Source organism: Kerstersia gyiorum (genome assembly GCF_048595715.1).
In the GTDB taxonomy this organism is placed as follows: Bacteria; Pseudomonadota; Gammaproteobacteria; order Burkholderiales; family Burkholderiaceae_B; genus Kerstersia; species Kerstersia gyiorum.
Window position 1 is genome coordinate 3,353,441 of sequence record NZ_CP169556.1, and the last position, 21,984, is coordinate 3,375,424.

Here is a 21,984-nt window from a genome sequence, read left to right on the forward strand (position 1 = left end):
GGCCCAGGCTTGTCACCTCTGGCCGCTGATGCCTGCTCCCGCTGATGCAGGCAGCGCTGAGACATACCGCACCACACTGAACGATCGAGTCGCGCCCGGCTTCGGCAAGGCGTTGTACTGGCGGAAGGGAGGCATCCGATACGGCTGGCAACTTGGCCTGGATTCATGACCGTTTTCCATCGCCATCCGAGTCCGGTAATGATGCAAGCGCGACCGGTATTCAAGGCACTGCAAAGATGGAAAAAACCCGGCATTTCGATTGGCCTGGCCAGCCTTTTGACGGCCCGAAAACACAGCGCTTGCCGGTCGGAACGAGAGCAAGGCTGAGGCCATTCCTCAAGGAGTTCGCCGACGGATTTCGCCCTATTTTTCATATATTGAAATGCCGTCAGCCCCTGTTAAGAAATACTACATATGGGTTTTTCTATAAAAAAAACCCTAGATGTCGTCATTTTCATCACGAGCCCCATTTATTTTTTGATTATTTTTTTGCTCCTTCTTTGAGCATTTTCCCAGCCAAGGAAATGGTCTGACCAGGCGCAATCCCAGCACCCATGGGGCTTACGCGGTTTTCGACGAGTCATGCCCGTGTTCGCCTACATCTTTTGGCACGGAAAAACCAGTCTTTAAAGTTACCGAGCCACGCGATAAACTCGCTTCGACTCTGTTCACCACCTACGCCGCAGCGCTGTGTTTTCCGGCAGAGTACGCTTCCCGTGAACTGATGACAGAGCCATGTTCCCCACCCGGCGTTCAGGCGAGTTGGATGCGGCCTGTCTATAACAAAGGGACTCTCTCCGTTGATGTCGTACCGCCGTTTCCCCATGACCAGGCAGCCTGCTGCCGGAACGGCAGGCCAGCGCAACGAGGGGGGCTTTTTTTTGTGGACAGGTACATAAGGCACCGCACCGGTGCCACGGCAACACTGTTAGCTGCAACACAGATATTTTGACGAACTATTGCGCTCCGCCTGCCGCTGCTTCGCAGGCCGGGGCTGTTCTACCGACGAAAGGTTTTCCTGATGACGAAATACGAGACGATGAAAGTGACCAAGCGCGACGGGCGCCAGGAGTCAATCAACCTCGACAAGATTCATCGTGTCATTACCTGGGCCGCCGAAGGCCTGGACAATGTCTCGGTTTCGCAAGTGGAGCTGAAATCCCACATCCAGTTCTACGACGGGATCCGCACCGACGATATCCATGAAACCATCATCAAGTCGGCTGCCGACCTGATTTCGGAAGACACTCCCGATTACCAGTACCTCGCCGCCCGTCTGGCGATTTTCCACCTGCGCAAGATCGCTTTCGGCCAGTTCGAGCCGCCGCACCTGCTCGAACACGTGCGCAAGCTGACGGCGCTGGGCAAGTACGACGAGCACCTGCTGAAGGATTACGACGAAGCCGAGTTCGATGAACTCAACCAGTACATCGACCACTGGCGCGACATGGATTTTGCCTATGCCGCCGTGAAGCAGCTGGAAGGCAAGTACCTGGTGCAGAACCGCGTGACCAAGCAGCTCTACGAGAGCCCGCAGTTCCTGTATATCCTGGTGGCCATGTGCCTGTTCTCCAAGTATCCCAAGGAGACCCGCCTGGATTACGTCAAGCGCTTCTACGACGCCGTGTCGCGCTTCAAGATTTCCCTGCCCACGCCCATCATGTCCGGCGTGCGCACGCCGACCCGCCAGTTCAGTTCCTGCGTGCTGATCGAATGTGGCGACAGCCTGGACAGCATCAACGCCACGACCAGCGCCATCGTGCGCTATGTGTCGCAACGCGCCGGCATCGGCATCAACGGTGGCCGCATCCGCGCGCTCGGCAGCGAGATCCGTGGCGGCGAAGCCCAGCATACCGGCTGCATCCCGTTCTACAAGATGTTCCAGGCAGCGGTGAAATCCTGCTCGCAGGGTGGTGTGCGCGGTGGCGCCGCCACCCTGTTCTACCCGCTGTGGCACCTGGAGGTGGAGTCGCTGCTGGTATTGAAGAACAACCGTGGCGTCGAGGAGAACCGTATCCGCCACCTGGACTACGGCGTGCAGATCAACCGCCTGCTGTACCAGCGCCTGATCAAGGGCCAGAACATCACGCTGTTCTCGCCGCATGACGTGCCGGGCATGTACGACGCCTTCTTCGCCGACCAGGATGAATTCGAGCGCCTATACCTGAAATACGAAGCCGACCCGTCCATCCGCAAGCGCAGCCTGCCTGCCACCGAACTGTTCTCGCTGGTCATGCAGGAACGCGCCGGTACCGGCCGTATCTACATCCAGAACGTCGATCACTGCAACACCCACAGCCCCTTCGATCCGGCTGTGGCACCGGTGCGCCAATCCAATCTGTGCATGGAGATCGCGCTGCCTACCCGTGAGCTCGACGACATCAACGACCCGGACGGCGAAATCGCGCTGTGCACGCTGTCGGCCTTCAACCTGGGCGCCCTGGAATCGCTGGACGAACTGGAAGGCCTGGCCGACCTCGCCGTACGCGCGCTGGATGCGCTGCTGGATTACCAGGACTACCCGGTCAAGGCAGCCCTGAACGCCACGGAAAAACGCCGTTCGCTGGGCGTCGGCGTCATCAACTACGCCTATTACCTGGCCAAGAACGGCACGCGTTATTCCGACGCCGCCGCCATCGGCCTGACGCACCGCACCTTCGAAGCCATTCAGTACTATCTGCTGAAGGCGTCGATGCAACTGTCGCGCGAGTACGGCCCCTGCAAGGCGTTCGACGAAACGACCTATGCCAAGGGCATCCTGCCGATCGACACCTACAAGCGCGACCTGGATGCCTTCTGCACCGAGCCGCTGCACCTGGACTGGGAATCGCTGCGCCGCGACATCCAGCAGTATGGCCTGCGCAATTCGACGCTGACCGCACTGATGCCCTCCGAGACTTCCAGCCAGATCGCCAATGCCACCAACGGCATCGAGCCGCCGCGCGGCCTGGTGTCGGTGAAACAATCCAAGGATGGCATCCTGCGCCAGGTGGTGCCGGACTTCCCGCGCCTGCGCAACCAGTACGAACTGCTGTGGCAGATGCCCAGCAATGAGGGCTACCTGAAGCTCGTGGGCGTCATGCAGAAGTTCGTGGACCAGTCGATTTCGGCCAACACGAACTACGACCCGCAACGCTTCGAAGGCGGCCGCGTGCCGATGAAGCAGCTGCTCAAGGACCTGTTGCAAGCCTACAAGTACGGTCTCAAGACGCTGTACTACCACAACACCCGCGACGGCGCCGCAGATGCCCAGGCAGAAGCCGAGGACGATTCCTGCGCGGGTGGCGCCTGCAAGATCTGACGCCGAGCGGGGTGCGGCGCCCGGCAGCATGACCTATGCTGCCGGGCGGCACACCACCGGTTTCAGGCCCCGGGCGGCTGGACACTGGTACCAGCCGCCTGACAAGAAATTCCGGGCTGCCGGCCTGCAAAGCGGCGGCAGCCGATGGCCGTCCGGCCCGGGACGGCCATCATCCGGGCGGTGCTGTCACCATTGCCCGCCCGTCGCGCGCCGTCCGCCAGCCTGACGCGCGCCCACAGCTCGCGCTGCCCTCAGGCAGCGCGCCGCGGCCACTGCCGCCGTATTGCCGAAGCAACACTGACCATCATGGCTTACAGTATTTTTTCCCGCACCGATAACGACCAGCTGAAAGAACCGATGTTCTTCGGCCAGCCCGTCAACGTCGCACGCTATGACCAGCAGAAGTACCCGATTTTCGAAAAATTGATCGAAAAGCAGCTGTCCTTCTTCTGGCGCCCCGAAGAAGTCGATATCTCGCAGGACCGCATCGACTACCAGAACCTGCCAGAGCACGAAAAGCACATTTTCATCAGCAACCTGAAATACCAGACGCTGCTGGATTCGATCCAGGGCCGCAGCCCCAACGTCGCGCTGCTGCCGCTGGTATCCCTGCCCGAGCTGGAAACCTGGATCGAGACCTGGGCCTTTTCCGAGACCATCCACTCGCGCTCGTACACGCACATCATCCGCAACATCGTCAATGATCCTTCGATCATCTTCGACGACATCGTGCGCAACGAGAACATCAAGCTGCGGGCCAACGATATCTCGTCCTACTACGACAACCTGATCCACCAGACCATGCTGTATTCGCAGCTGGGCGCCGGCGAACATGTCATCAATGGCGAAACCCAGCGCGTGGATCTGCGCGAGCTGAAGAAGACGCTTTATCTGTGCCTGATGAACGTCAATATCCTGGAAGCCATCCGCTTCTACGTCAGTTTCGCCTGTTCCTTTGCTTTCGCCGAACGCAAGCTGATGGAAGGCAATGCCAAGATCATCCGCCTGATCGCCCGCGACGAGGCGCTGCACCTGACCGGCACGCAGCATATCCTGAACATCATGCGCTCCGGCCACGACGACCCGGAATTCGCCACCATCGCCCGTGAAGTCGAGCAGCAATGCTTCGACATGTTCCGCGATGCCGCGGAACAGGAGAAACGCTGGGCCGATTACCTGTTCAAGGACGGTTCCATGATCGGCCTGAACAAGGACATCCTGGCGCAATATGTGGAATACATCACCAATATCCGCATGAGCGCGGTGGGCCTGAAGCCGGCCTTCCCGAATGCCAAGAACAACCCCATTCCCTGGATCAACACCTGGCTGGCATCCGATACGGTGCAGGTGGCGCCGCAGGAAGTCGAACTGAGCTCCTACCTGGTGGGCCAGATCGACGCCGAAGTGTCTGCCGACGACCTGAACGACTTTGAACTATGAGCAGTACCAAAACGCGCGTCACCTCGGTGTCTACGCGCGACAAGCACTTTCATCTGCTAGAGGGAGAAACCCTGCTGGAAGGCCTGGAACGGACAGGTCACGAGGTTGAATACCAGTGCCGCAGCGGTTATTGCGGCATGTGCCGCATGACGCTGATTCAGGGGAACGTGACCTATGAGTCGCTGCCCCTGGCCTTCGTCGGCCCCAGCGAGGTTCTGCCCTGCTGCTGCACGCTGGAAACCCCCGTCACGGTGGATTGCGGCCTGCGCAGCGACCTGGACAGCCAGTACGAACTGTTCCGCGAAGACCTGCTGGACGATCCGCGACACGATCAGGCCTGAATCGCCATGAAAAAACTCCCCGCTGAACCAGCGGGGAGTTTTTTTGCTGTGGGACAAGCGGCCCGGTGACGCCGCGGCGTCACCGGGTACGGGATTGCAGCCTTTTACAGCAACACCGTCCCCTTGCGTGCAGCACGCAGGCGTTGGCGCAGCAGGGCCAGCGGCAACAGGGCCAGGGCCTGCCATGGCAGCGAACCGCCACCGCCCCCCTTGCCTTCATTGCCCGCGCCACTTTCCTCGCCAGGTTCCGGTGTGACAGCCTTTTGCTCGACACTGACAGTCACGGCCTGTTCCTGCGATGCCGCGCCATCGGCGCTCTGGCACACCAGCGTGTAACGGTAAGGCTCGGCACGATAGGCCAGCGGCCCGACTTGCGCACTGCCTTCGGTCTGCTGGGCACCACTCCAATCACCACCGGCCTCGCAAACCGAGGCGCCGGAAGAAGCCCAGGCCAGCGTCACCTTGCTGCCCTCTGCCACCTTGGCGGCCTGGCTGCCATCGGCCTGGAAGCGCGTAATGGCGGCAGCAGGCAGTGCGACCTCGAAAGCAAACACCGTGCCAAAACCGGTACCGATATTGTCCACCGCGTTATAGGTATCCGACGCGTTGCCGCCGAACTCCGTCACGCCGACGATGGTCTGCTTGCCATCTGCCTTGGTCGCCAATGCCAGGCCGCTGGGCCGGCTGCCTGTCGAACTGGCGTCGAAGGCATGCAACTGGGCGAACTCGACATCTTCCAGTTTCGCTGCGGTGGGGTTTGCGATGCGGAACAGGGTACCCTGGCCATTCTGCTCGCTGGTGGCATCCTTGCCGCCCTGGAAAGTGGTGCCGTAAACATTGCCGTCAGCCGCATAGACCAACGGCCCCAAGGGCAGCGCGCCACCATTGGCGGCCGTCAGCACGCCTGCCGTATCGAAGCGGTACACGATTTCCAGGCAGCTGCTCTCTGCCGTGCTGACGCAATCCTTGCGCATGCGCCAAATGCGGCCATCCTGCTTGTCGTTGGCATTGCCAACCTTGGTGCCGGCCGTCGTCGTGCCGTATAGCCACTCGCCGACTTCCAGCAGCGCAGGCGCGCGATAGGTCAAGCTCTTGGCGGCGCCGTCACGACTGGCGGCGAAAGTATGCAGGATCTCTATCGGGCTGCTGCCGTCTGCCTTGAATCCGGAGGCCTTGATGCGATAGATCGTCCCCGCCGGCTTGTCACCCGGTACCGTCTGCGCATCGCCGTTCTTGCCGGTGGAAGACACATCCTCCGTCACGCCGTACAGGGCCTGGTCGGCCTCGCTCCAGACCAGGGCAATCGTGCTGTCGCCCTTCAGGTACTTGTCCACCATCGAAATGCCAGGAATGATTTCCTTGCTGACGACATATTCCGGGCGGCCGAAGTCCGCTACCAGTTCAAAGCCGCCAGCGGCAAGACGGCGCCACACCTGCGGATTGGTGTTGCTCGTACGGCCGCCAAAGAACACCGAGCCATCGGCCCCGGCAGCCATGGCCGAAGATAACGAGGAAATCTTCAATGCCTCGCCAGCCGGCGTGGCAGGCTCAAGCTTGACGGCAGCCTGGCCGGGCACCATTTCGAATGCAGCCGTACCAGTACTGCCAAACAATTTGCCCGCACTCCCCTGGCCCGTGCTGACCAGCGGTCCTGCCACCATCGCGATCACATCATCCGGCTGACGGACGGTATAGCCCTGCCCGTCGGCCGCCACGCTGAACCAGCGGCTGTCCTTGAAATAACTCGAGCCCGCCGTCATGCCGTGCAGCTTGCCATCCGGGCCCAGCGTCGGCGGCATCCGCATCCAGCGGCCGGGCTTGTCGCCCGGATCGGCCTCGCCCGCCACCCCCACGCCGCTGAAGACGACGATGGCATGCGGCTGGACAGCCTGCTCCTGGGCCGAAACGCCCAGCGCGATCAAAAGCCCGGCAGCACCGCCGGCCAAGCGCGCGGTCTGACGCGCTGAAATGCTATAGCTCATGTCCTCTCCTCGAGATGGATCACATAGAAAGTTTGAATTCAGTACGTGTGGCGCTGGCGGCGCCAGGCCCAGGCCACCGGTAATAGCGCCAGCAGGCCCAGCGGCATCCCGCCAGCGCCGCCATTGCCGTATTCCACGCTGTTGCCGTCGTCCACATTGGCAGCGGTATCCACGTAAAGCACGGCAGTGGCTGAGACTTCCGTCAGCTTGACGCTGTCGGTGCAGCTCAGGCGGTAGCGGTAAGTGCCCGCCGGCTTCTCCAGGTCAATGCTGCCCTGCGGCTCTACCGGCCCGCTCCAGCTGCCATCCGACGAGGAGGCCTGGCAGTCCTTGGCCTGGAAGCTGGTCCAGGTCAGCTCGGCCTTCTGGCCCACTGCTACCTGCCCAGGGGCTGCCACCAGCGTGACTGCGCCCGAAGGCGTATTGCCGTTCAGGTCCACCGTGAACACCGCCCCTTTGTCGTCCGCCAGGAAATTGATGCCATTGCGCGACTGGTAGCCCTGCCCGCCCAGGCCGGTCACGCCGTACAGGCGGCCGTCCGAGGCTGCCTTCACGCCCAGCGGGTGATAGCCTTCGATGTCATGCTTGAAGGAGTGCAGCAACTCGAATGGCCCGGCCTCGGTACCGATGCGTGCCGGCACGATGCGGTACAGCACGCCATTGCTGACATCCTGGCCGCTTTGCTGTAGCGAGACATAGTTTTCCGCGCCCGCTTCCAGGCAACGCCGACGAAAGGTATCCATCCAAAAATCTTCGCAGGTCGGCTTGCGATCCAGTCGCAGGCGGCCATCGGCGGCATAGGAGAAGCCCCAGTGCCGGTTGGCTCCGCCGCTGGCCGTGGTGCCGTAAATGGCACCATCCTGGCCAATCGCCAGGCTGCCGCGCGGCGTGCTGCCGTCGGTACCGCTGAAGCGGTGCAATAGTTCGAAGCCGGTGCCGTCCTTGCGCATGCGATAGATCGCGCCATGAGGCAAGGGGCCGTCATAGTAGGGATAGCTCAGCGCGCCATACTGGCGCGCCGCATTATGCGCGCGGCCGCACAGGGGCGACGCGGCATTGACGACGGTGAAGGTGCCTGCGGGAATCAGGGCCGGCGAATACAACTGGCATTGCGACACGGAAGTCGTGCCATACAACCAACCATCCGGCCCTTCGATCAAGGCCGACAGGCCGACGCTCGTTTCGTCGTAACTGGTGAACACCTGCTTGCCGTACAAGGATTGCGTCGGTTCCCGTGAAGGATAATCGCGGTTGCCGTGACTGGTGACGTTGTCTTCGACATTGATTTCACCTTCCGCCAGCGTAAAGGTGTGCAGCACCGTGAAGGATGCCGGCCGGGCCGGGTCTATGCGGTACAACGAACCGACCTGCGTATCGGGCGCCACCAGCGTGCCGGCATCGAACGGCATGCCTCGGTCGTAGCCCGTCACGCCGTACAGCAACCCGTCACTGCCCAGCGTGAGTTCATTGGCAACCTGGCGCCTGCCATCCGGGCCGGGGCCGAACTCATGGATCACGCCGAAGCTGCCGTCCGCGCGCACGGAAAATATCCGTCCATGGCCCTTGGGCCCTTTATCCACGCCATAGAGATTGCCGGCTGCGTCCATGACCAGTGCGCCGTTGGGGGTATGCAATTGCCCCACCGTGGACTCGACCGCTCGCAAATGCGTGCCATCAGGATCCGCCTGGAAAACGATGCCCTGGCCCACGCCCTTGCTGTAGTTCAGGATGTAGTACGTGGTCACGTTGCCGTCGGCATCCAGCAGATCCGGTTTGTTTGCATATTCCTCGCCCTTCACGCTGGTCATGACGCCATACAGGCTCTTGCCGTCGGGCGCACGCACGGGCGTGCCGGGAATCAGGCCATACAACCGGTCGGCCTCCAGTTCCAGGCGCTCATACAGGCCAGGCGACGGTTGCAGCCAGTACAGGCCGGCTGCAGTGAAGATCGTGTTCCGTATTTCCCCTTCGAGGCCGCGCAGCGGCCCCATGCCCTTGAAGCCGCCAAACAGATAGCTGCGCTTGCGCACCGGGTCCAGGCTCAGGACCGGAGGCGCGGAAGGATAGGCCACGGCAGGCCAGCCCTTGGGGTTGTCGCCGGTGGTCGTGTCCTCGCCCGAGGAGTGGAAGGACGTCAGGTGCGTCACGCTGACAGCGGGGCTGGTACTGCCATACGCCACGCCGGCCATGGCCAGTGCCGGCACGAGAACTGCACTCATTAGGGAAAGTCGCGGCATCAGATCAGTCTCTCGGAAAAGGATTGGGATGCGCTGGCGGCATAGCCGGGCACAGCGGCAAACACGGCAGCGCTGCGAACCTGCATGGGTTGGCTGGTGCCGGTAGAAATCACGGCCTGCCCGCCCCAGGGAACGCGGCAATGCAAGCTCAGAAACGCACGGACACGGTGCCGCTGATCGTGCGGCCCGGTGCCAGGAAATAAGAACCACCGCTCATCTCGGAATAGTTGCGGTCGGTCAGGTTGTCCACCGCCATGCGCAGCGTCAGCGCCTTGCTGAATTCATAGCTGGCCCACAGATCGACGATCTGCGCGTTGGCAGCATTGGCCACGCTGATTTCCTGGAACTGCTCGGAAATCTGGTAGCGTTGCGGCGAACGCCAGCGCATCCGGCTGCCCAGCGTCAGGCGGCGCTCGAACAAGCGGGTGCCAATGGTCAGCGACGCCATCTTCCTGGGCGGCAGCATGTAGCCGATATTGCCGTCGCCAGGCTTGCCCAGCGAGGTGCTGCCTTCACCCACCATGCTGCCCAGCGGGAACGGGTCATAGCCGCCATCACCGGGATAGACAAGCATGTGGGTATAGGACACCCCGGCGAACACGACACCGGCGTCGTAATCCGCTTGCAGCTCCAGCCCACGCGAACGGAACGGGTCGTCCAGGTTGACATAGGCGCGCGGCGCGAACGTGCCCTCGCCGGATTTGCCATCCGGCGACTTCACCACGGCCATGGCCATGTAGTTGCGCACCTTGTTCTCGAACCAGGCCGCCTTCAGTTTGAAGCTATCGTGCGGCGTGAGCAGGCCATCCAGGATCAGGTTGCTGCCCAGTTCCCAGTTGGTCGCCCGCTCTTCGAGCAGGCCGGGATTGGGGTAATAAAGCATCATGTTGCCGGGGTGTGCGCCACCGATGAGGGTTTCGGTGATCGCCGGCGGACGCATGCCCTTGCCAAAGCTCGCGAACAATTGCACGGGCTCCCAGGGCTTGAACGCAGCGGAAAACCGGGGTGACACCGCGCTGGCATGACGGTTCACGCCAAAGGCCGTCCACACGTAGGTGGTTCCCGGCCGCACGCCCGGCGGGTTGGCAATGTCACCGATCATGATCTTGCCATTGCCTTCCAGGCCATACCAGTCATAGCGCAGGCCGGCCGTCAATTCCAGCCATTCGCGGTAGGACAGCGTGGCTTCGCTGAACAGGCTGGCCACCGTGCGCTTGCCTTCCGGCGTACTGCCGGTAAACCAGACCGAGTTGTAGTTCTGCTGCCCGCTCAGGGAGGTATCGCTGCTCTGGGCCTCGGGATCGGTCCAGTCATGGAAGAATTCGCTGCCCAACCGCCAGGACAGCGCGTAATCGCCCAGGTCGTAGCGTGCGGTATTTTCCAGCGAACCGCCCACCGTGCTGGTTTGATAGCGGACGTTGTAGGCGCCATAGCCCAGCTGTTCACTGCCATCGCGCTGTTCCGAGTTCCGGGTACGGGTGTAGTACAGCGCGGCGGCCAGGTCGACATGCGGATTGTCCGGTGTCCAGCGGTAATTGCCGATCAGCGTATCGCGGCGCACGCGGCTGTTCGCACTGCTTTCCCGGCTCAGGTCGCGACGCGATTCAAAACCCAGGTAGCTGAGTTTCAGGTGATGGCCGGGCGCCACCTGCCAACCCAGCTTGGCCAGGCCCGACCAGTATTCCTGCGACAGGATATAGCCCGGCCAGATCAGCTGCGCATAGGCATCGTCGGCCAGCCCGCCGTGCTTGCCCGGCTCGAAGCTGCCAAGCTTGCGGCGGCTGACTGCCGCAATCAGATCAACATCCTCGCCCAGCCGCGCCGCGACAGCCGCGCTGCCGGAAAAATGAAAAGCATTGTTGCCGGTGGTCGCCGTGACCTGGCCACCGTAACTCTCGTCCGCTACCATGAGATCATTGGCTTCCAGCGTGCGGAAATTCACGACCCCGCCAATGACGGCAGCGCCGCCAGTGGTGGAACTGGGGCCTTTGGACACGTCCACGCCGGCGAGCAATTCCGGGTCTATATAGGCAGAGCCATTGCTGCCATGGCCGCTCTGCTGATAATTCTGGCGGGCGCCATCTATCATGACATTGACACGGCCGAAGTCCTGCATGCCGCGGATGTTGACCGACAGCCCGCCGCCCTGGCGGGAGCCTACTGAGTAAACACCGGGTACATCGGCCAGCACATCGCCAATGCTGCGCGCCGGGATGCGATCCATCTGTTCGCGCGTGACCACCGCCACGGACCCAGGGGTTTCATAGACGGCAGCGGCGCGGTCCAGTTCAGCCGTCACCAGCACGGGGGCCAGCGCTGAAACGCCATCATTCCTGCCCATGGGCACGCGTTGCAGACGGTAGCCGCCCTGGGGTGCCGCCACGGCCTCCAGGCCGCTGCCAGTCAGGAGCCGCTCCAGCGCAGCGCGTTCGCCATACTCGCCATTCAGGCCCTGGCTGTTCAAGCCCTGCGTCAATGCCGGATCTATCGCCACCAGCACGCCACTGTCACGTCCGAAACGGCCCAGCACCTGGTCTAGCGACCCTGGCGCGATGTCATAGTGCCGCACAGCCACCGCAGCGCCCGCCGATTGATCGGCCAGCGCAAACCCGCTGGCCAGGCCCAGCATCGGCACCAATGCTGCCCACAGCACCGCCCGCGCCATCACCGGTGGCAAAATTTTCTGCGCCATGCCTGCGTCTTCCCTTTCTGTATCAGCCCTGTGGCAGCTCACAGGAGCTGCTTCTGATGGGCTTGATGCGCGAAAGAAGAAAACCTGCCGCTTATTTACACTGAGTTACAAATAAGAATGACTCTGACGTCGTTCACGGCGGCACCAGCGTGACCCAATAAGGCGTCATGCTGCGTACCGACACCGGCAGGATGGCGGCCACGCTGGCCAGCACCGCATCGGTATCAGCCAGGGGGAATGCCCCGGAAATCTGCAAACCGGCCACTGCCGGATCACACCGCAACCGGCCGGGACGATAGCGTCCGAGTTCATCCACGAATTCGCCCAGCGGCATGCGCTCGACCACCAACATGCCCGCTTCCCAGGAGTCGCAGATATCCTCAAACGGCCGGATCGCATCCCAGCCCGCCGGGCGCCCCCTGCCCTGCTCCCCTGCGTGCACCACTTGGGCCTGGGCCAGTGTGGCATGGCGCAAAGCCACGGCGCCTTCACGGACAGCCACCCTGACATCGCCGCTGTTGAACCGGCGCACGGCAAAGCGCGTGCCCAACGGCTGGATATCCATCTGCCCGGCGCGCACCAGCATCGGCCGCCCCAGGTTGTCCGCGGCAGTCTCCAGCAGCAATTCACCGCGCAACAAAGACAGCATGCGCTGACTGCCATCGAAGTCGATATCGACAGCGCTGTCGGTATTGAGTACCAGGCGGCTGCCGTCCGGCAAGGTAATGTGTTCGCGCTCGCCTGTGCCGGTACGGTAATCCGCCATCAAGGTCGTCACGCCAGCATCCATGCGCCAGAGTGCGCTCCAGGCCAACACGCCGGTACCGGCCGAGCCCAGCATCCATTTCACTGCCTTGCGCCGGCCATTGGCACGCGCGCCGCCGGCCAGCACCTGGCGCGCCATGGGTGCCGGCGTGCCGGCGGCGCTGCGCTGTACGTCTCCACGCAAGCCTTCCAAGCGCCGCCATGCCAATTCGTGGTCCGCGCTCATTGCACGCCAGCGCCTACAGGCCTCGCGCTCCGGTTCGCCAGCCGTGCCGGATTGCAGAATGGTCACCCAGTGGATAGCCTGATCGAGCACGGCTTCCGGCACTTCGCGGCGGTCATCGCTGGGGTCGAACAGCGCGCGCTCAGCCATAGACAGCCAGATAGCAATGGCGCAGCGCCTGGGACATCGCCTTCTGCACGATATTGATGCTGATACCCATGGACTCCGCTATCTGCGGGTAGCTCAAGCCATCCAGCTGCGACAGCAGGAATACCGCGCGGGAGCGCTCGGGCAAGCCCTCCAGAACCCGGCTGACCTGGGCCAGGGCTTCCAGCACCAGCGCCTGCTCTTCCACCGAAGGCATGCTAGGCTCCGGCTGGGCAGCCAGGGCTTCCATGTAGGCCAGCTCCAGCGCCTGGCGCCGGAAGTACTGAGCCGCCAGGCGCGACGCCACGGTCGTCAGGTAGGCTCGCGGTTCCTTGATTTGCATCAGTGACGGCGACGGTGCGCGCAACAACCGCTCGAACGTATCCTGGGCGAGATCCGCCGCGTTTTCCACGTTGCCCCCCAGCTTGCGCCGCAACAACGCCACCAGCCACTGGTGGTGTTCACGGTACAAGGCCTGCATGGACAGATCGGGCGTGGGCACGTAAAGCTCCTGATATTCGTGTCAACGAATGTAAATCAGTCTCAATTATATGTTGAAGAACGCTTGCAACTCTCGCCTATCGCATCTACGCCACACTTATCTGCCGGAGACGCAATGCAAAAAGCCATGGCTGCGGCGCGAACACCGCGATAGCCATGGCCTCTGTGCCACTGCACTGCAATCTACCCGGCTCGCCTGATCGGTGAACCATGGGCGGCGGCAAAAAATCCGGCCAGCCGGTATGGCGGCCGCGGGAATGGATATCCACCCGCGCCCCACACCCCGGACAGGCGTCAGACCGTCACGCCATAGCGGGCACGGTAGGCCAGCACATCGGCACGATAAGCTTCCATCTCGCCACGCTCGGCCAGCACCGACAGGATATCTTCCAGCGACGCAATGCTGATTACGGGTAGGCCATAGCGCTGCTGTACTTCCTCTACCGCCGAATGCGGCGCCAGGGAATCATCACTGCCGGCGCGCTCCATACGATCCATCGCGATCAGCACGGCGCACGGTTCTGCACCGGCATCACGGATCATGGCCACGGATTCGCGCACCGAAGTGCCCGCCGTAATGACGTCGTCGATGATGACCACCTTGCCGGCCAGGGGCGCACCTACCAGCACGCCGCCTTCGCCATGGTCCTTGGCTTCCTTGCGGTTGTAGGCGAAGGGCACTTCCAGGTCGCCGCCACGCGCGGCCGAACGGCTGGCCAGCGCCACGGAAGTTGCGGTCGCCAGCGGAATACCCTTGTAGGCCGGGCCAAACAGCATGTCGTAGCCCAGGCCCGACGCTTCCAGCGCCTGCGCATAGAAATCCGCCAGGCGGCCCACACTGCGGCCGGTGTTGAACAGGCCCGCATTGAAGAAATACGGGCTGACCCGCCCCGACTTCGTGACAAAGCTGCCAAAGCGCAAGACACCCTCTTCCAGGGCGAAACGGACGAAATCAGTGCGGAAAGTCGTGCTCATGATAGAAAAACCGGCGATAGGCGATGAAAACCGCAATTATCCCCTATTTGCCGGCCAACCAGCGGCCTTGCCAACGACCGGATGCGCTTTCCATGCCATGACGGCGCACCGGGAAACCCCATGCTGGCGTGACGACATCGGTTAAATTGACCACGTGCCTAAGCGCAAGCCCCGGACTTCAGGCCGGGGTCGAGCGAGGCAATATCCATACGGCGCCGCAGGCGCGCCTATATCGTGGCGGAGAAGCTTCGGCCTTTAGGCCGAAGTTCTTCACCCTTGCCTGCCCCACCCGGGGCCAATGATGCCCTCTCCCCTCAACCCGCACAAAAGGATAACGGCTTGCTACGCATTACCTCGCTCAACCTGAACGGCATACGCTCCGCCTTCCGCAAAGGCCTGCCCGACTGGCTCGCCCGGCAAAGCGCCGATATCGTCTGCCTGCAGGAAATCAAGGCCCAGGATGCCGACCTGACGGATGAACTGCGCCATCCCTCGGGCTACTCCGGACATTTCCACGCCGCCGAGAAAAAAGGCTATAGCGGTGTCGGCCTGTATTTGTCGCGTCCTGCGGAACTGGTGGTGGCCGGCATGGAATCGCCGGAATTCGACCGTGAAGGCCGCATCATCCGCGCCGACTGGCCCGGATTCAGCGTCATCAGCGCCTATCTGCCCTCCGGTTCCAGCGGCGACGAACGCCAGCAGGCCAAATACCGGTTCCTGGATCATTTCGGTGCATGGCTAGATGCCCTCATGCACGAAAACCGTGCAGACGGCCGCGAGTTCATCATCTGCGGCGACTGGAATATCGCCCACCATGAGATCGACCTGAAGAACTGGAAAGGCAACCGCAAGAACTCCGGCTTCCTGCCGGAAGAGCGCGAGTGGATGACACAAGTCATTGATGAAAAAGGATTTGTCGATGTCTACCGGCGTCTGCATCCAGAGACAACCGATGAATGCTACACCTGGTGGAGCAATAGGGGACAGGCTTGGGCCAAAAATGTCGGATGGCGTATCGACTACCATGTCGCAACCCCTGGCATCGCTGCAAAAGCCCGTTCCGCGTCCATTTACAAGGACGAACGCTTCTCCGATCACGCTCCCTTGACCATCGACTACGACTTTTCGCTGGTCTGATGCCATCTTTTCCGCCGGCGCTTGCATGCGCCGGCGCGTCTCCGGGCTGCTGGCCCGCCCCAAACCCTCCCATTCCCGTCCGTTCCCGCTCCGCCAGCACCTGCGTGCTCTTGCCAGCCAGCGCTCAGACACGGCAAACGCCCCCCGAGAAATCCCGCAACGCATTGTCATGACAGGGTTTTCCGTATTTCCAAACGAACAGCAACAAGCAGCACCAGTCTTTATCAAAAGACTGTCCCTGTTTTTAGCAAAACAGGCATTTTGATTTCAATCCGTCCCCATTTATTTTTATCGTAAGTCATTCACGCAAAAGCCTTTTTTGGTAATAGAATGCGTCTCTCGCACCGTTTTGCACCATTTTGCGCACCAAATTGTTGCGCCTACCCAAGAGGGAGCTCGCATTTTGAAGACCTTGAAGAGCCTGGACGATTTTCTGGCACAAGTCGCCCGTCGTGATCCGCACCAGCCGGAATTCCTGCAAGCCGTGCAAGAAGTAACCTCCAGTCTCTGGCCCTTCCTGCAAGCCAACCCTCGTTACGCCGAACAAGGCCTGCTGGAACGCCTGGTCGAACCCGAGCGCGCCATCCAGTTCCGCATCTCCTGGACCGACGATAAGGGTGAAGTCCATGTGAACCGCGGTTTCCGCATCCAGCACAGCTCCGCTGTCGGCCCCTTCAAGGGCGGCATGCGCTTCCACCCGTCGGTGAACCTCTCCATCCTGAAGTTCCTGGCCTTCGAGCAAACCTTCAAGAATGCACTGACCACGCTGCCGATGGGTGGCGCCAAGGGCGGTTCCGATTTCGACCCCAAGGGCCGCTCGGACGCTGAAATCATGCGCTTCTGCCAGGCCCTGGTCATCGAACTGTTCCGCCACATCGGCCCCGATACCGACGTACCGGCAGGCGATATGGGCGTGGGCGCTCGCGAGGTCGGCTTCATGGCCGGCATGATGAAAAAGCTTTCCAACCAGACCGGCGCGGTCTTCACCGGCAAGGGCCTGAGCTTCGGCGGCAGCCTGATCCGCCCGGAAGCCACCGGCTACGGCACGGTCTACTTCGCCCAGCACATGCTGCAAGCCCAGGGCAAGTCATTCGACGGCCTGCGCGTCGCGGTCTCCGGTTCGGGCAACGTGGCCCAGTACGCTGTGGAAAAAGCCATGCAGCTCGGCGCCCGGGTACTGACGGTTTCCGATTCCCAGGGCTTCGTGTTCGATGCCGAAGGCTTCACGCCGGAAAAACTGCAGGCGCTGATGCACATCAAGAACGTCGAACGCCAGCCGCTGAAGGTGTATGCCGAACGCTTCGGCCTGCCCTTCCATTCCGGCCAGCGCCCCTGGGGCGTGGTCGTCGACGTGGCTCTGCCCTGCGCCACGCAGAACGAGCTGGAAATCGAAGACGCCCGCACGCTCATCAAGAACGGCGTGATCTGCGTTGCCGAAGGCGCCAACATGCCTTCGACGCTGGAAGCCGCCCATGCCTTCATCGAAGCTGGCGTGCTGTACGCACCCGGCAAGGCCAGCAATGCCGGCGGCGTGGCTGTGTCCGGCCTGGAAATGAGCCAGAACGCCATGCGCCTGGCCTGGACCCGCGACGAAGTCGATGCCCGCCTGCAAGCCATCATGAGCGACATCCACGCCAACTGCGTGCGCTACGGCACCAGCGACACGACCGGCAAGGTCAACTACCTGGATGGCGCCAACATCGCCGGCTTCGTCAAAGTCGCCGACGCCATGTTGCAGCAAGGCCTGTATTGATCCTGGCCCGGCAAGGCCCTGCCGGCCTTGCCACACCAAGCCTGGCATATCGCCGGGCGCGCCGATCAGGCATCATGAAATAGGGACAGGGGCAGAGCCATCGCGCCGCCATCATGTTCCCACCCTGGATAGCACCAAGACAGCCCCGCACCGGAACTACCGGTGCGGGGCTGTTTCACTTATCTGGCAACTAAAGCCACGCCTGCTACCGGCCATTTTTCACGCCCGGCAGGGCCGGAACTGCGCCCTGCGTTCCTGGCGCTTGATACACGTCAAAACACGGATTGCGCCGACGCGGCATGATATCGTCAAGAGCCCGTGTTCAGCTTGGCCCCCTTGCCGGAGACAATTCCATGCCCCATTCCGACGCTGCACCGCAGCGCACCATCCTTCTGACCACCGACCTCAGCGCCCGCTGTGACCGAGCCCTGGACCGCGCCGTCCAGCTGGCCCGGTCCCGCCAGGCACGTCTGGTCGCCCTGCACGTCATCGAACCGTCCCTGACGGCGCAATTAATCACGCCCACCTGGCGCAAGCTGGCGCCGGATCACCGCAGCCTGGCCGAACGCCGTCTGCTTGATGACCTGGCCGAAAGCGGGGTGGACATCAAAGTCCGCGTGGAACAGGGCAAGGCGCTGGATGTCATCCTGCAAGTGGCAGAAGAAACCCAGGCCGAACTGGTCGTGGCCGGCGTCGCCCGGGATGAAACCCTGGGCCGCCTGCTGCTGGGAACCACGGTGGAAAAACTGGTGCGCCACATTCCCGTTCCGGTACTGGTGGTCAAGGAGCGTCCGCGCCACCCCTACCGCAACGTGCTGGTCGCCACAGACTTCTCCGAAGGCTCGCGCCACGCCGTCGATGCCGTGGTGAACCTGTTACCAGGCACGCCTTTCAAGCTCTATCACGCCCTGGAACTGCCCACTGCGACCGGCGTGCTGCACACCCAGACGCTCATCAACGGTTTCCGCCAGGCTGCCAAACAGACCGGCGAGGAATTCCTGGACGACACCGCCGGCCTGCAGGACGGCCAGCGTCCGGAAATCCTGATTGAAATCGGCGACTCCGTCTCGCTGCTGTCCGAATACGCCTACAAGAACCATGTGGATCTGGTTGCCGTCGGCACCCACGGCCTGACTGGCATCCTGCGCACGGCCATCGGCAGCATCGCCGCCAGCCTGCTGGAAAATCTCTCTTGCGACGTACTGGTGGTACGCCAGCCCCACGACGCTGACGACGAAATCTGATCCCATCCGGATAACGCGCCATGCGTAACATCGCCGCCGGGCTACAAGGCCTGGCGGCGATTTTTTCATCTCAGGACGGATCACCCGACTCCGGGTCCTGCCGCGTATCCAGGTGCTCTATTTCGGTCTTGCGCCGCCAGAGCAGCCACAGGCCTGGAACCGCCACCGCCACGGACAGCAGGAAAAACCCCGGCCAGCCCAACCAGCCTACCAGCGGCGGCGTCAAGGGTCCGGCAATATAAGTGCGTCCGATCGCGGCCAGTGCCGATAGCAAAGCAAACTGCGTGGCGGAATAGCGAGCGTCGCATACGGCCAGCAGCAAAGCCACGAATGCCGCCGTACCCAACCCGCTGCAGACATTCTCGAACGCCACGACCGGCACCATCAGCGCAAGCTCGCCCGGATACCAGGCAATCAATGCATAGCCCAGGTTGGATGCGCCTTGCAGGGCGCCGAACAGCAGCAGCGCACGGAACAACCGCAGCCGCGCCAGCAAGGCACCGCCCAGCACCGCCCCGACCACCGTCGCAGCAATGCCCAGGACGTTGTTGACCCACCCGACCGTCTCGGCATTGAACTGGCCATGGCGAATCAGGAAAGTATTGGACAGCGCCGAGGCAAAGGCATCGCCCAGTTTGTAGATAATGATGAACAACACCATTTCCCAGGCGCCGTTGCGCCCGAAAAACTCGCGGAATGGCTCCATGACGGCCGCGCGCAGCGATACCGGTGCCTGCACATCGCGCTGCGGTTCCACCGCGAACAGCGTGACGGCAGACAGCGCCGCCATGCAAACACCCATCAGGATGTAAACGTTGTTCCAGCCCAGCCATTTTTCGGCGGCAACCACCGCCAGGCCGCCAGAGACCACCTTGGCCAGGCGGTACCCCAGAACGGACAGGGCCACACCGGCGCCACGCTCATAGGGTTGCAGCAGGTCGGCCCGGTAGGCATCAAAGGCGATATCCTGCGTCGCGGAAAAAAAAGCCACCATCACGGCCAGCAGGGCCAGCGTGCCCAGCGACTCCCTGGGCGACAGCAGGCCCATGCCGACCAGCGCCAACGCCAGCAACCATTGCGTCAGGAAAATCCAGCCACGGCGGCGGCCCAGGCCGGGCGGCGCATAGCGGTCCACCAGCGGTGACCACAGAAACTTCAGGGTGTAGGCAGCACCGGCCAGCGTCAGTAGGCCGATTTCCTGCAGCGATACACCCGCGACCGTCAGCCAGACTTGCAGGGTATTGCTGGTCAGCTCCAGCGGCAGGCCGCTGGCCATGCCCAGCAGGAAAAGAGGAGCGACTCGGCGGCTGGTGAACAGGCGGGCAAAACGAATGGGAATCTCCTGGTGCCGGCCGCCGCACGCCTCAGGCGCCGGCCGAACTGAAACGATAGACCGCCAGCGTGCTGCGCCAGCTCGGCAACCAGCGTACTTCGCGGTTGTGGTCGAAGGTGGCGCGTTCCAGGATGCGCAATCCGCACTGTTGCGCCAGATCCTCGAAATCGCTCAGGGTGCAAAGATGGATATTCGGCGTGTTGTACCACTGGTAGGGCATTTCACCCGTCACCGGCATACGGCCGCGCAGAATGGACCAGCCATGGGGCCAATAGCCAAAATTGGGGAAGGACACCACGCCATAGCGCGCCACCCGCGCCATTTCCTTGAGGATATGCTCGGTATTGTGCATGGCCTGCAAGGTCTTGGACAGCACCACGGTATCGAAAGCCTGGTCGCCGAACAATGCCAGGCCGTCCTCCAGGTTCTGCTGGATCACGTCCACGCCACGGCGGGCGCAAGCAATCACGCACTGGTCGCTCAGTTCCACACCACGGCCGCGCACCTGGCGGCGATCACGCAATTCCGCCAGTAGCGTGCCATCCCCGCAACCCAGGTCCAGCACGCGGCTGCCTGATTCGATCCAGCTGGCGATACGCGCCAGATCGGGACGCAGCGCCGTGCCGCCACGCACGATCATGCCATTGACGCCGACAATTTCACTCATGCCTGTTCTCCTGCCTGCGCCGGCGCCTGGCGTTCACCCAGGCGGCATGCCCGCGCCACCCTGTCGAAATAGGCCGATACCAGCGCGTGATAGCGCGAATCCGTCAGCAAGAACGCATCATGGCCATGCGGCGCATTGATTTCACCGTAGGTCACGGAGCGGTCGTTCTGCAGCAAGGCGCCGACGATCTCGCGTGAACGCTCGGGCGGGAAACGCCAGTCAGTCGTGAACGACACCAGCAAAAAATCCGCCGTGGCAGGCGCCAGCGCACGCGCCAGGTCGCCCCCGGTACGCCGCGCCGGATCGAAATAATCCAGCGCTCGGGTAATCAGCAGATAGGTATTCGCGTCGAAGGTACGCGAGAATTTTTCGCCCTGGTAGCGCAGGTAGGATTCCACCTCGAATTCCACGTCATAGCCGTAGTGGTAATCGCCATTGGCCGCCGGCTCGCGCTGGACCCGACCGAATTTTTCGGCCATGTCGTCGTCCGACAGATAGGTAATGTGCCCCACCATGCGCGCAACCGACAGGCCCCGCGCTGGCACCGTGCCATGGGCATAGTAATCACCGCCATGGAAATCAGGGTCGGTGATGATGGCGCGCCGCGCTACTTCATTGAAGCCGATATTCTGCGCCGACAGGCGCGGCGTGCTGGCGATCACCACGCAATGGGCCACCCGTTCCGGGCAGGTAACGGCCCAGCTGAGCGCCTGCATGCCACCCAGCGAGCCCCCCATCACGGCAGCAAAGCGTTCTATACCCAGATAATCGGCCACGCGAGCCTGCGCGTGCACCCAGTCCTCGACAGTCACCACCGGGAAGGCCGCGCCCCAGGGCTTGCCAGTCGCCGGATTGATGCTGGCAGGCCCGGTGGAACCGAAGCAGGAACCCAGGTTGTTGATGCCAATGACAAAGAAACGGTTGGTATCCACCGGCTTGCCGGGGCCTACCATGTTGTCCCACCACCCCACGTCCTTGGGGTTGTCGGCATTGATGCCGGCCACATGGTGCGAGGCGTTCAGCGCATGGCAGATCAGGACAGCATTGGAACGGTCGGCATTGAGCTCGCCATAGGTTTCGATGGCCAGCTCGTAGCTGGGCAGCACCTGGCCGCTGACCAGTTGCAGCGGTTCATCGAAAGCGATTTTCTGTGCCCGGACCACGCCGACGGAACCCGCCGGAATGGCAGCCTGCAATGGGTCCTGAGCCACGCACGACCCAATGCCGGTGGCGTTTGAAGATACGG

The 21,984-nt window shown here is 62.4% G+C and carries 16 protein-coding genes; 7 read left to right on the forward strand and 9 right to left on the reverse strand.

What is annotated here, in order from left to right; all coding sequences use genetic code 11:
- Positions 1-152: 152 nt before the first annotated feature.
- The 4 genes from ACEW7X_RS14670 to yfaE all read left to right on the forward strand — a co-directional run bounded on the left by ACEW7X_RS14670 (position 153) and on the right by yfaE (position 5,082).
- Positions 153-533 (forward strand): hypothetical protein, encoded by a 381-nt coding sequence (locus ACEW7X_RS14670; protein WP_134838860.1) that lies wholly within the window; start codon positions 153-155, stop codon positions 531-533.
- 488 nt (positions 534-1,021) lie between these two features.
- Complete coding sequence (gene nrdA, locus ACEW7X_RS14675; protein ID WP_068367269.1) at positions 1,022-3,301, forward strand: class 1a ribonucleoside-diphosphate reductase subunit alpha; 2,280 nt, start codon at positions 1,022-1,024, stop codon at positions 3,299-3,301.
- 306 nt (positions 3,302-3,607) lie between these two features.
- Positions 3,608-4,741, forward strand: coding sequence for a class Ia ribonucleoside-diphosphate reductase subunit beta (gene nrdB, locus ACEW7X_RS14680; protein WP_068367785.1), 1,134 nt, complete (start codon positions 3,608-3,610; stop codon positions 4,739-4,741).
- Positions 4,738-5,082 carry a class I ribonucleotide reductase maintenance protein YfaE gene (yfaE, locus tag ACEW7X_RS14685; protein WP_068367271.1) on the forward strand — a complete coding sequence of 115 codons (345 nt, stop codon included), beginning with the start codon at positions 4,738-4,740 and terminating at the stop codon, positions 5,080-5,082. Before nrdB ends, yfaE begins: the two co-directional genes overlap by 4 nt.
- A gap of 104 nt (positions 5,083-5,186) precedes the next feature.
- On the opposite strand, the gene ACEW7X_RS14690 is transcribed toward yfaE, so the two are convergent.
- The 6 genes from ACEW7X_RS14690 to pyrE form a co-directional block, all read right to left on the reverse strand.
- The gene (locus ACEW7X_RS14690) at positions 5,187-7,064 is read right to left on the reverse strand and encodes a hypothetical protein (protein ID WP_068367272.1); all 1,878 of its coding nucleotides are present in this window, start codon (positions 7,062-7,064) and stop codon (positions 5,187-5,189) included.
- Between the two features lie 38 nt (positions 7,065-7,102).
- Positions 7,103-9,283, reverse strand: a complete 2,181-nt coding sequence (locus tag ACEW7X_RS14695; protein WP_130486509.1) for a choice-of-anchor tandem repeat GloVer-containing protein — start codon at positions 9,281-9,283, stop codon at positions 7,103-7,105.
- 166 nt (positions 9,284-9,449) lie between these two features.
- A complete protein-coding gene (locus ACEW7X_RS14700) occupies positions 9,450-11,993 on the reverse strand; it encodes a TonB-dependent hemoglobin/transferrin/lactoferrin family receptor (protein WP_420177367.1) in 2,544 nt (847 codons plus the stop codon).
- 133 nt (positions 11,994-12,126) lie between these two features.
- Entirely contained in the window at positions 12,127-13,131 is a 1,005-nt protein-coding gene (locus ACEW7X_RS14705; RefSeq protein WP_083969365.1) for a FecR domain-containing protein, read from the reverse strand.
- Positions 13,124-13,609 carry a sigma-70 family RNA polymerase sigma factor gene (locus ACEW7X_RS14710; RefSeq protein WP_068367789.1) on the reverse strand — a complete coding sequence of 162 codons (486 nt, stop codon included), beginning with the start codon at positions 13,607-13,609 and terminating at the stop codon, positions 13,124-13,126. Before ACEW7X_RS14710 ends, ACEW7X_RS14705 begins: the two co-directional genes overlap by 8 nt.
- A gap of 314 nt (positions 13,610-13,923) precedes the next feature.
- Positions 13,924-14,604 carry an orotate phosphoribosyltransferase gene (pyrE, locus tag ACEW7X_RS14715; protein WP_068367278.1) on the reverse strand — a complete coding sequence of 227 codons (681 nt, stop codon included), beginning with the start codon at positions 14,602-14,604 and terminating at the stop codon, positions 13,924-13,926.
- A gap of 339 nt (positions 14,605-14,943) precedes the next feature.
- Here pyrE and ACEW7X_RS14720 point away from each other — a divergent pair, with 339 nt between their 5' ends.
- The 3 genes from ACEW7X_RS14720 to ACEW7X_RS14730 all read left to right on the forward strand — a co-directional run bounded on the left by ACEW7X_RS14720 (position 14,944) and on the right by ACEW7X_RS14730 (position 18,738).
- Positions 14,944-15,741 carry an exodeoxyribonuclease III gene (locus tag ACEW7X_RS14720; RefSeq protein WP_127775205.1) on the forward strand — a complete coding sequence of 266 codons (798 nt, stop codon included), beginning with the start codon at positions 14,944-14,946 and terminating at the stop codon, positions 15,739-15,741.
- Between the two features lie 403 nt (positions 15,742-16,144).
- The gene (gene gdhA, locus ACEW7X_RS14725) at positions 16,145-17,494 is read left to right on the forward strand and encodes an NADP-specific glutamate dehydrogenase (protein ID WP_193755138.1); all 1,350 of its coding nucleotides are present in this window, start codon (positions 16,145-16,147) and stop codon (positions 17,492-17,494) included.
- Positions 17,495-17,847: 353 nt separating this feature from the next.
- Positions 17,848-18,738 carry a universal stress protein gene (locus ACEW7X_RS14730; RefSeq protein ID WP_420177368.1) on the forward strand — a complete coding sequence of 297 codons (891 nt, stop codon included), beginning with the start codon at positions 17,848-17,850 and terminating at the stop codon, positions 18,736-18,738.
- A 70-nt stretch (positions 18,739-18,808) separates the two neighbouring features.
- Here ACEW7X_RS14730 and ACEW7X_RS14735 read toward each other — a convergent pair whose 3' ends face one another.
- The 3 genes from ACEW7X_RS14735 to metX all read right to left on the reverse strand — a co-directional run bounded on the left by ACEW7X_RS14735 (position 18,809) and on the right by metX (position 21,961).
- Positions 18,809-20,014 (reverse strand): AmpG family muropeptide MFS transporter, encoded by a 1,206-nt coding sequence (locus ACEW7X_RS14735; RefSeq protein ID WP_083969366.1) that lies wholly within the window; start codon positions 20,012-20,014, stop codon positions 18,809-18,811.
- An 88-nt stretch (positions 20,015-20,102) separates the two neighbouring features.
- A complete protein-coding gene (metW, locus tag ACEW7X_RS14740; protein ID WP_240733266.1) occupies positions 20,103-20,738 on the reverse strand; it encodes a methionine biosynthesis protein MetW in 636 nt (211 codons plus the stop codon).
- Positions 20,735-21,961, reverse strand: a complete 1,227-nt coding sequence (gene metX, locus ACEW7X_RS14745; RefSeq protein WP_068367795.1) for a homoserine O-succinyltransferase MetX — start codon at positions 21,959-21,961, stop codon at positions 20,735-20,737. Before metX ends, metW begins: the two co-directional genes overlap by 4 nt.
- Positions 21,962-21,984 lie beyond the last annotated feature (23 nt).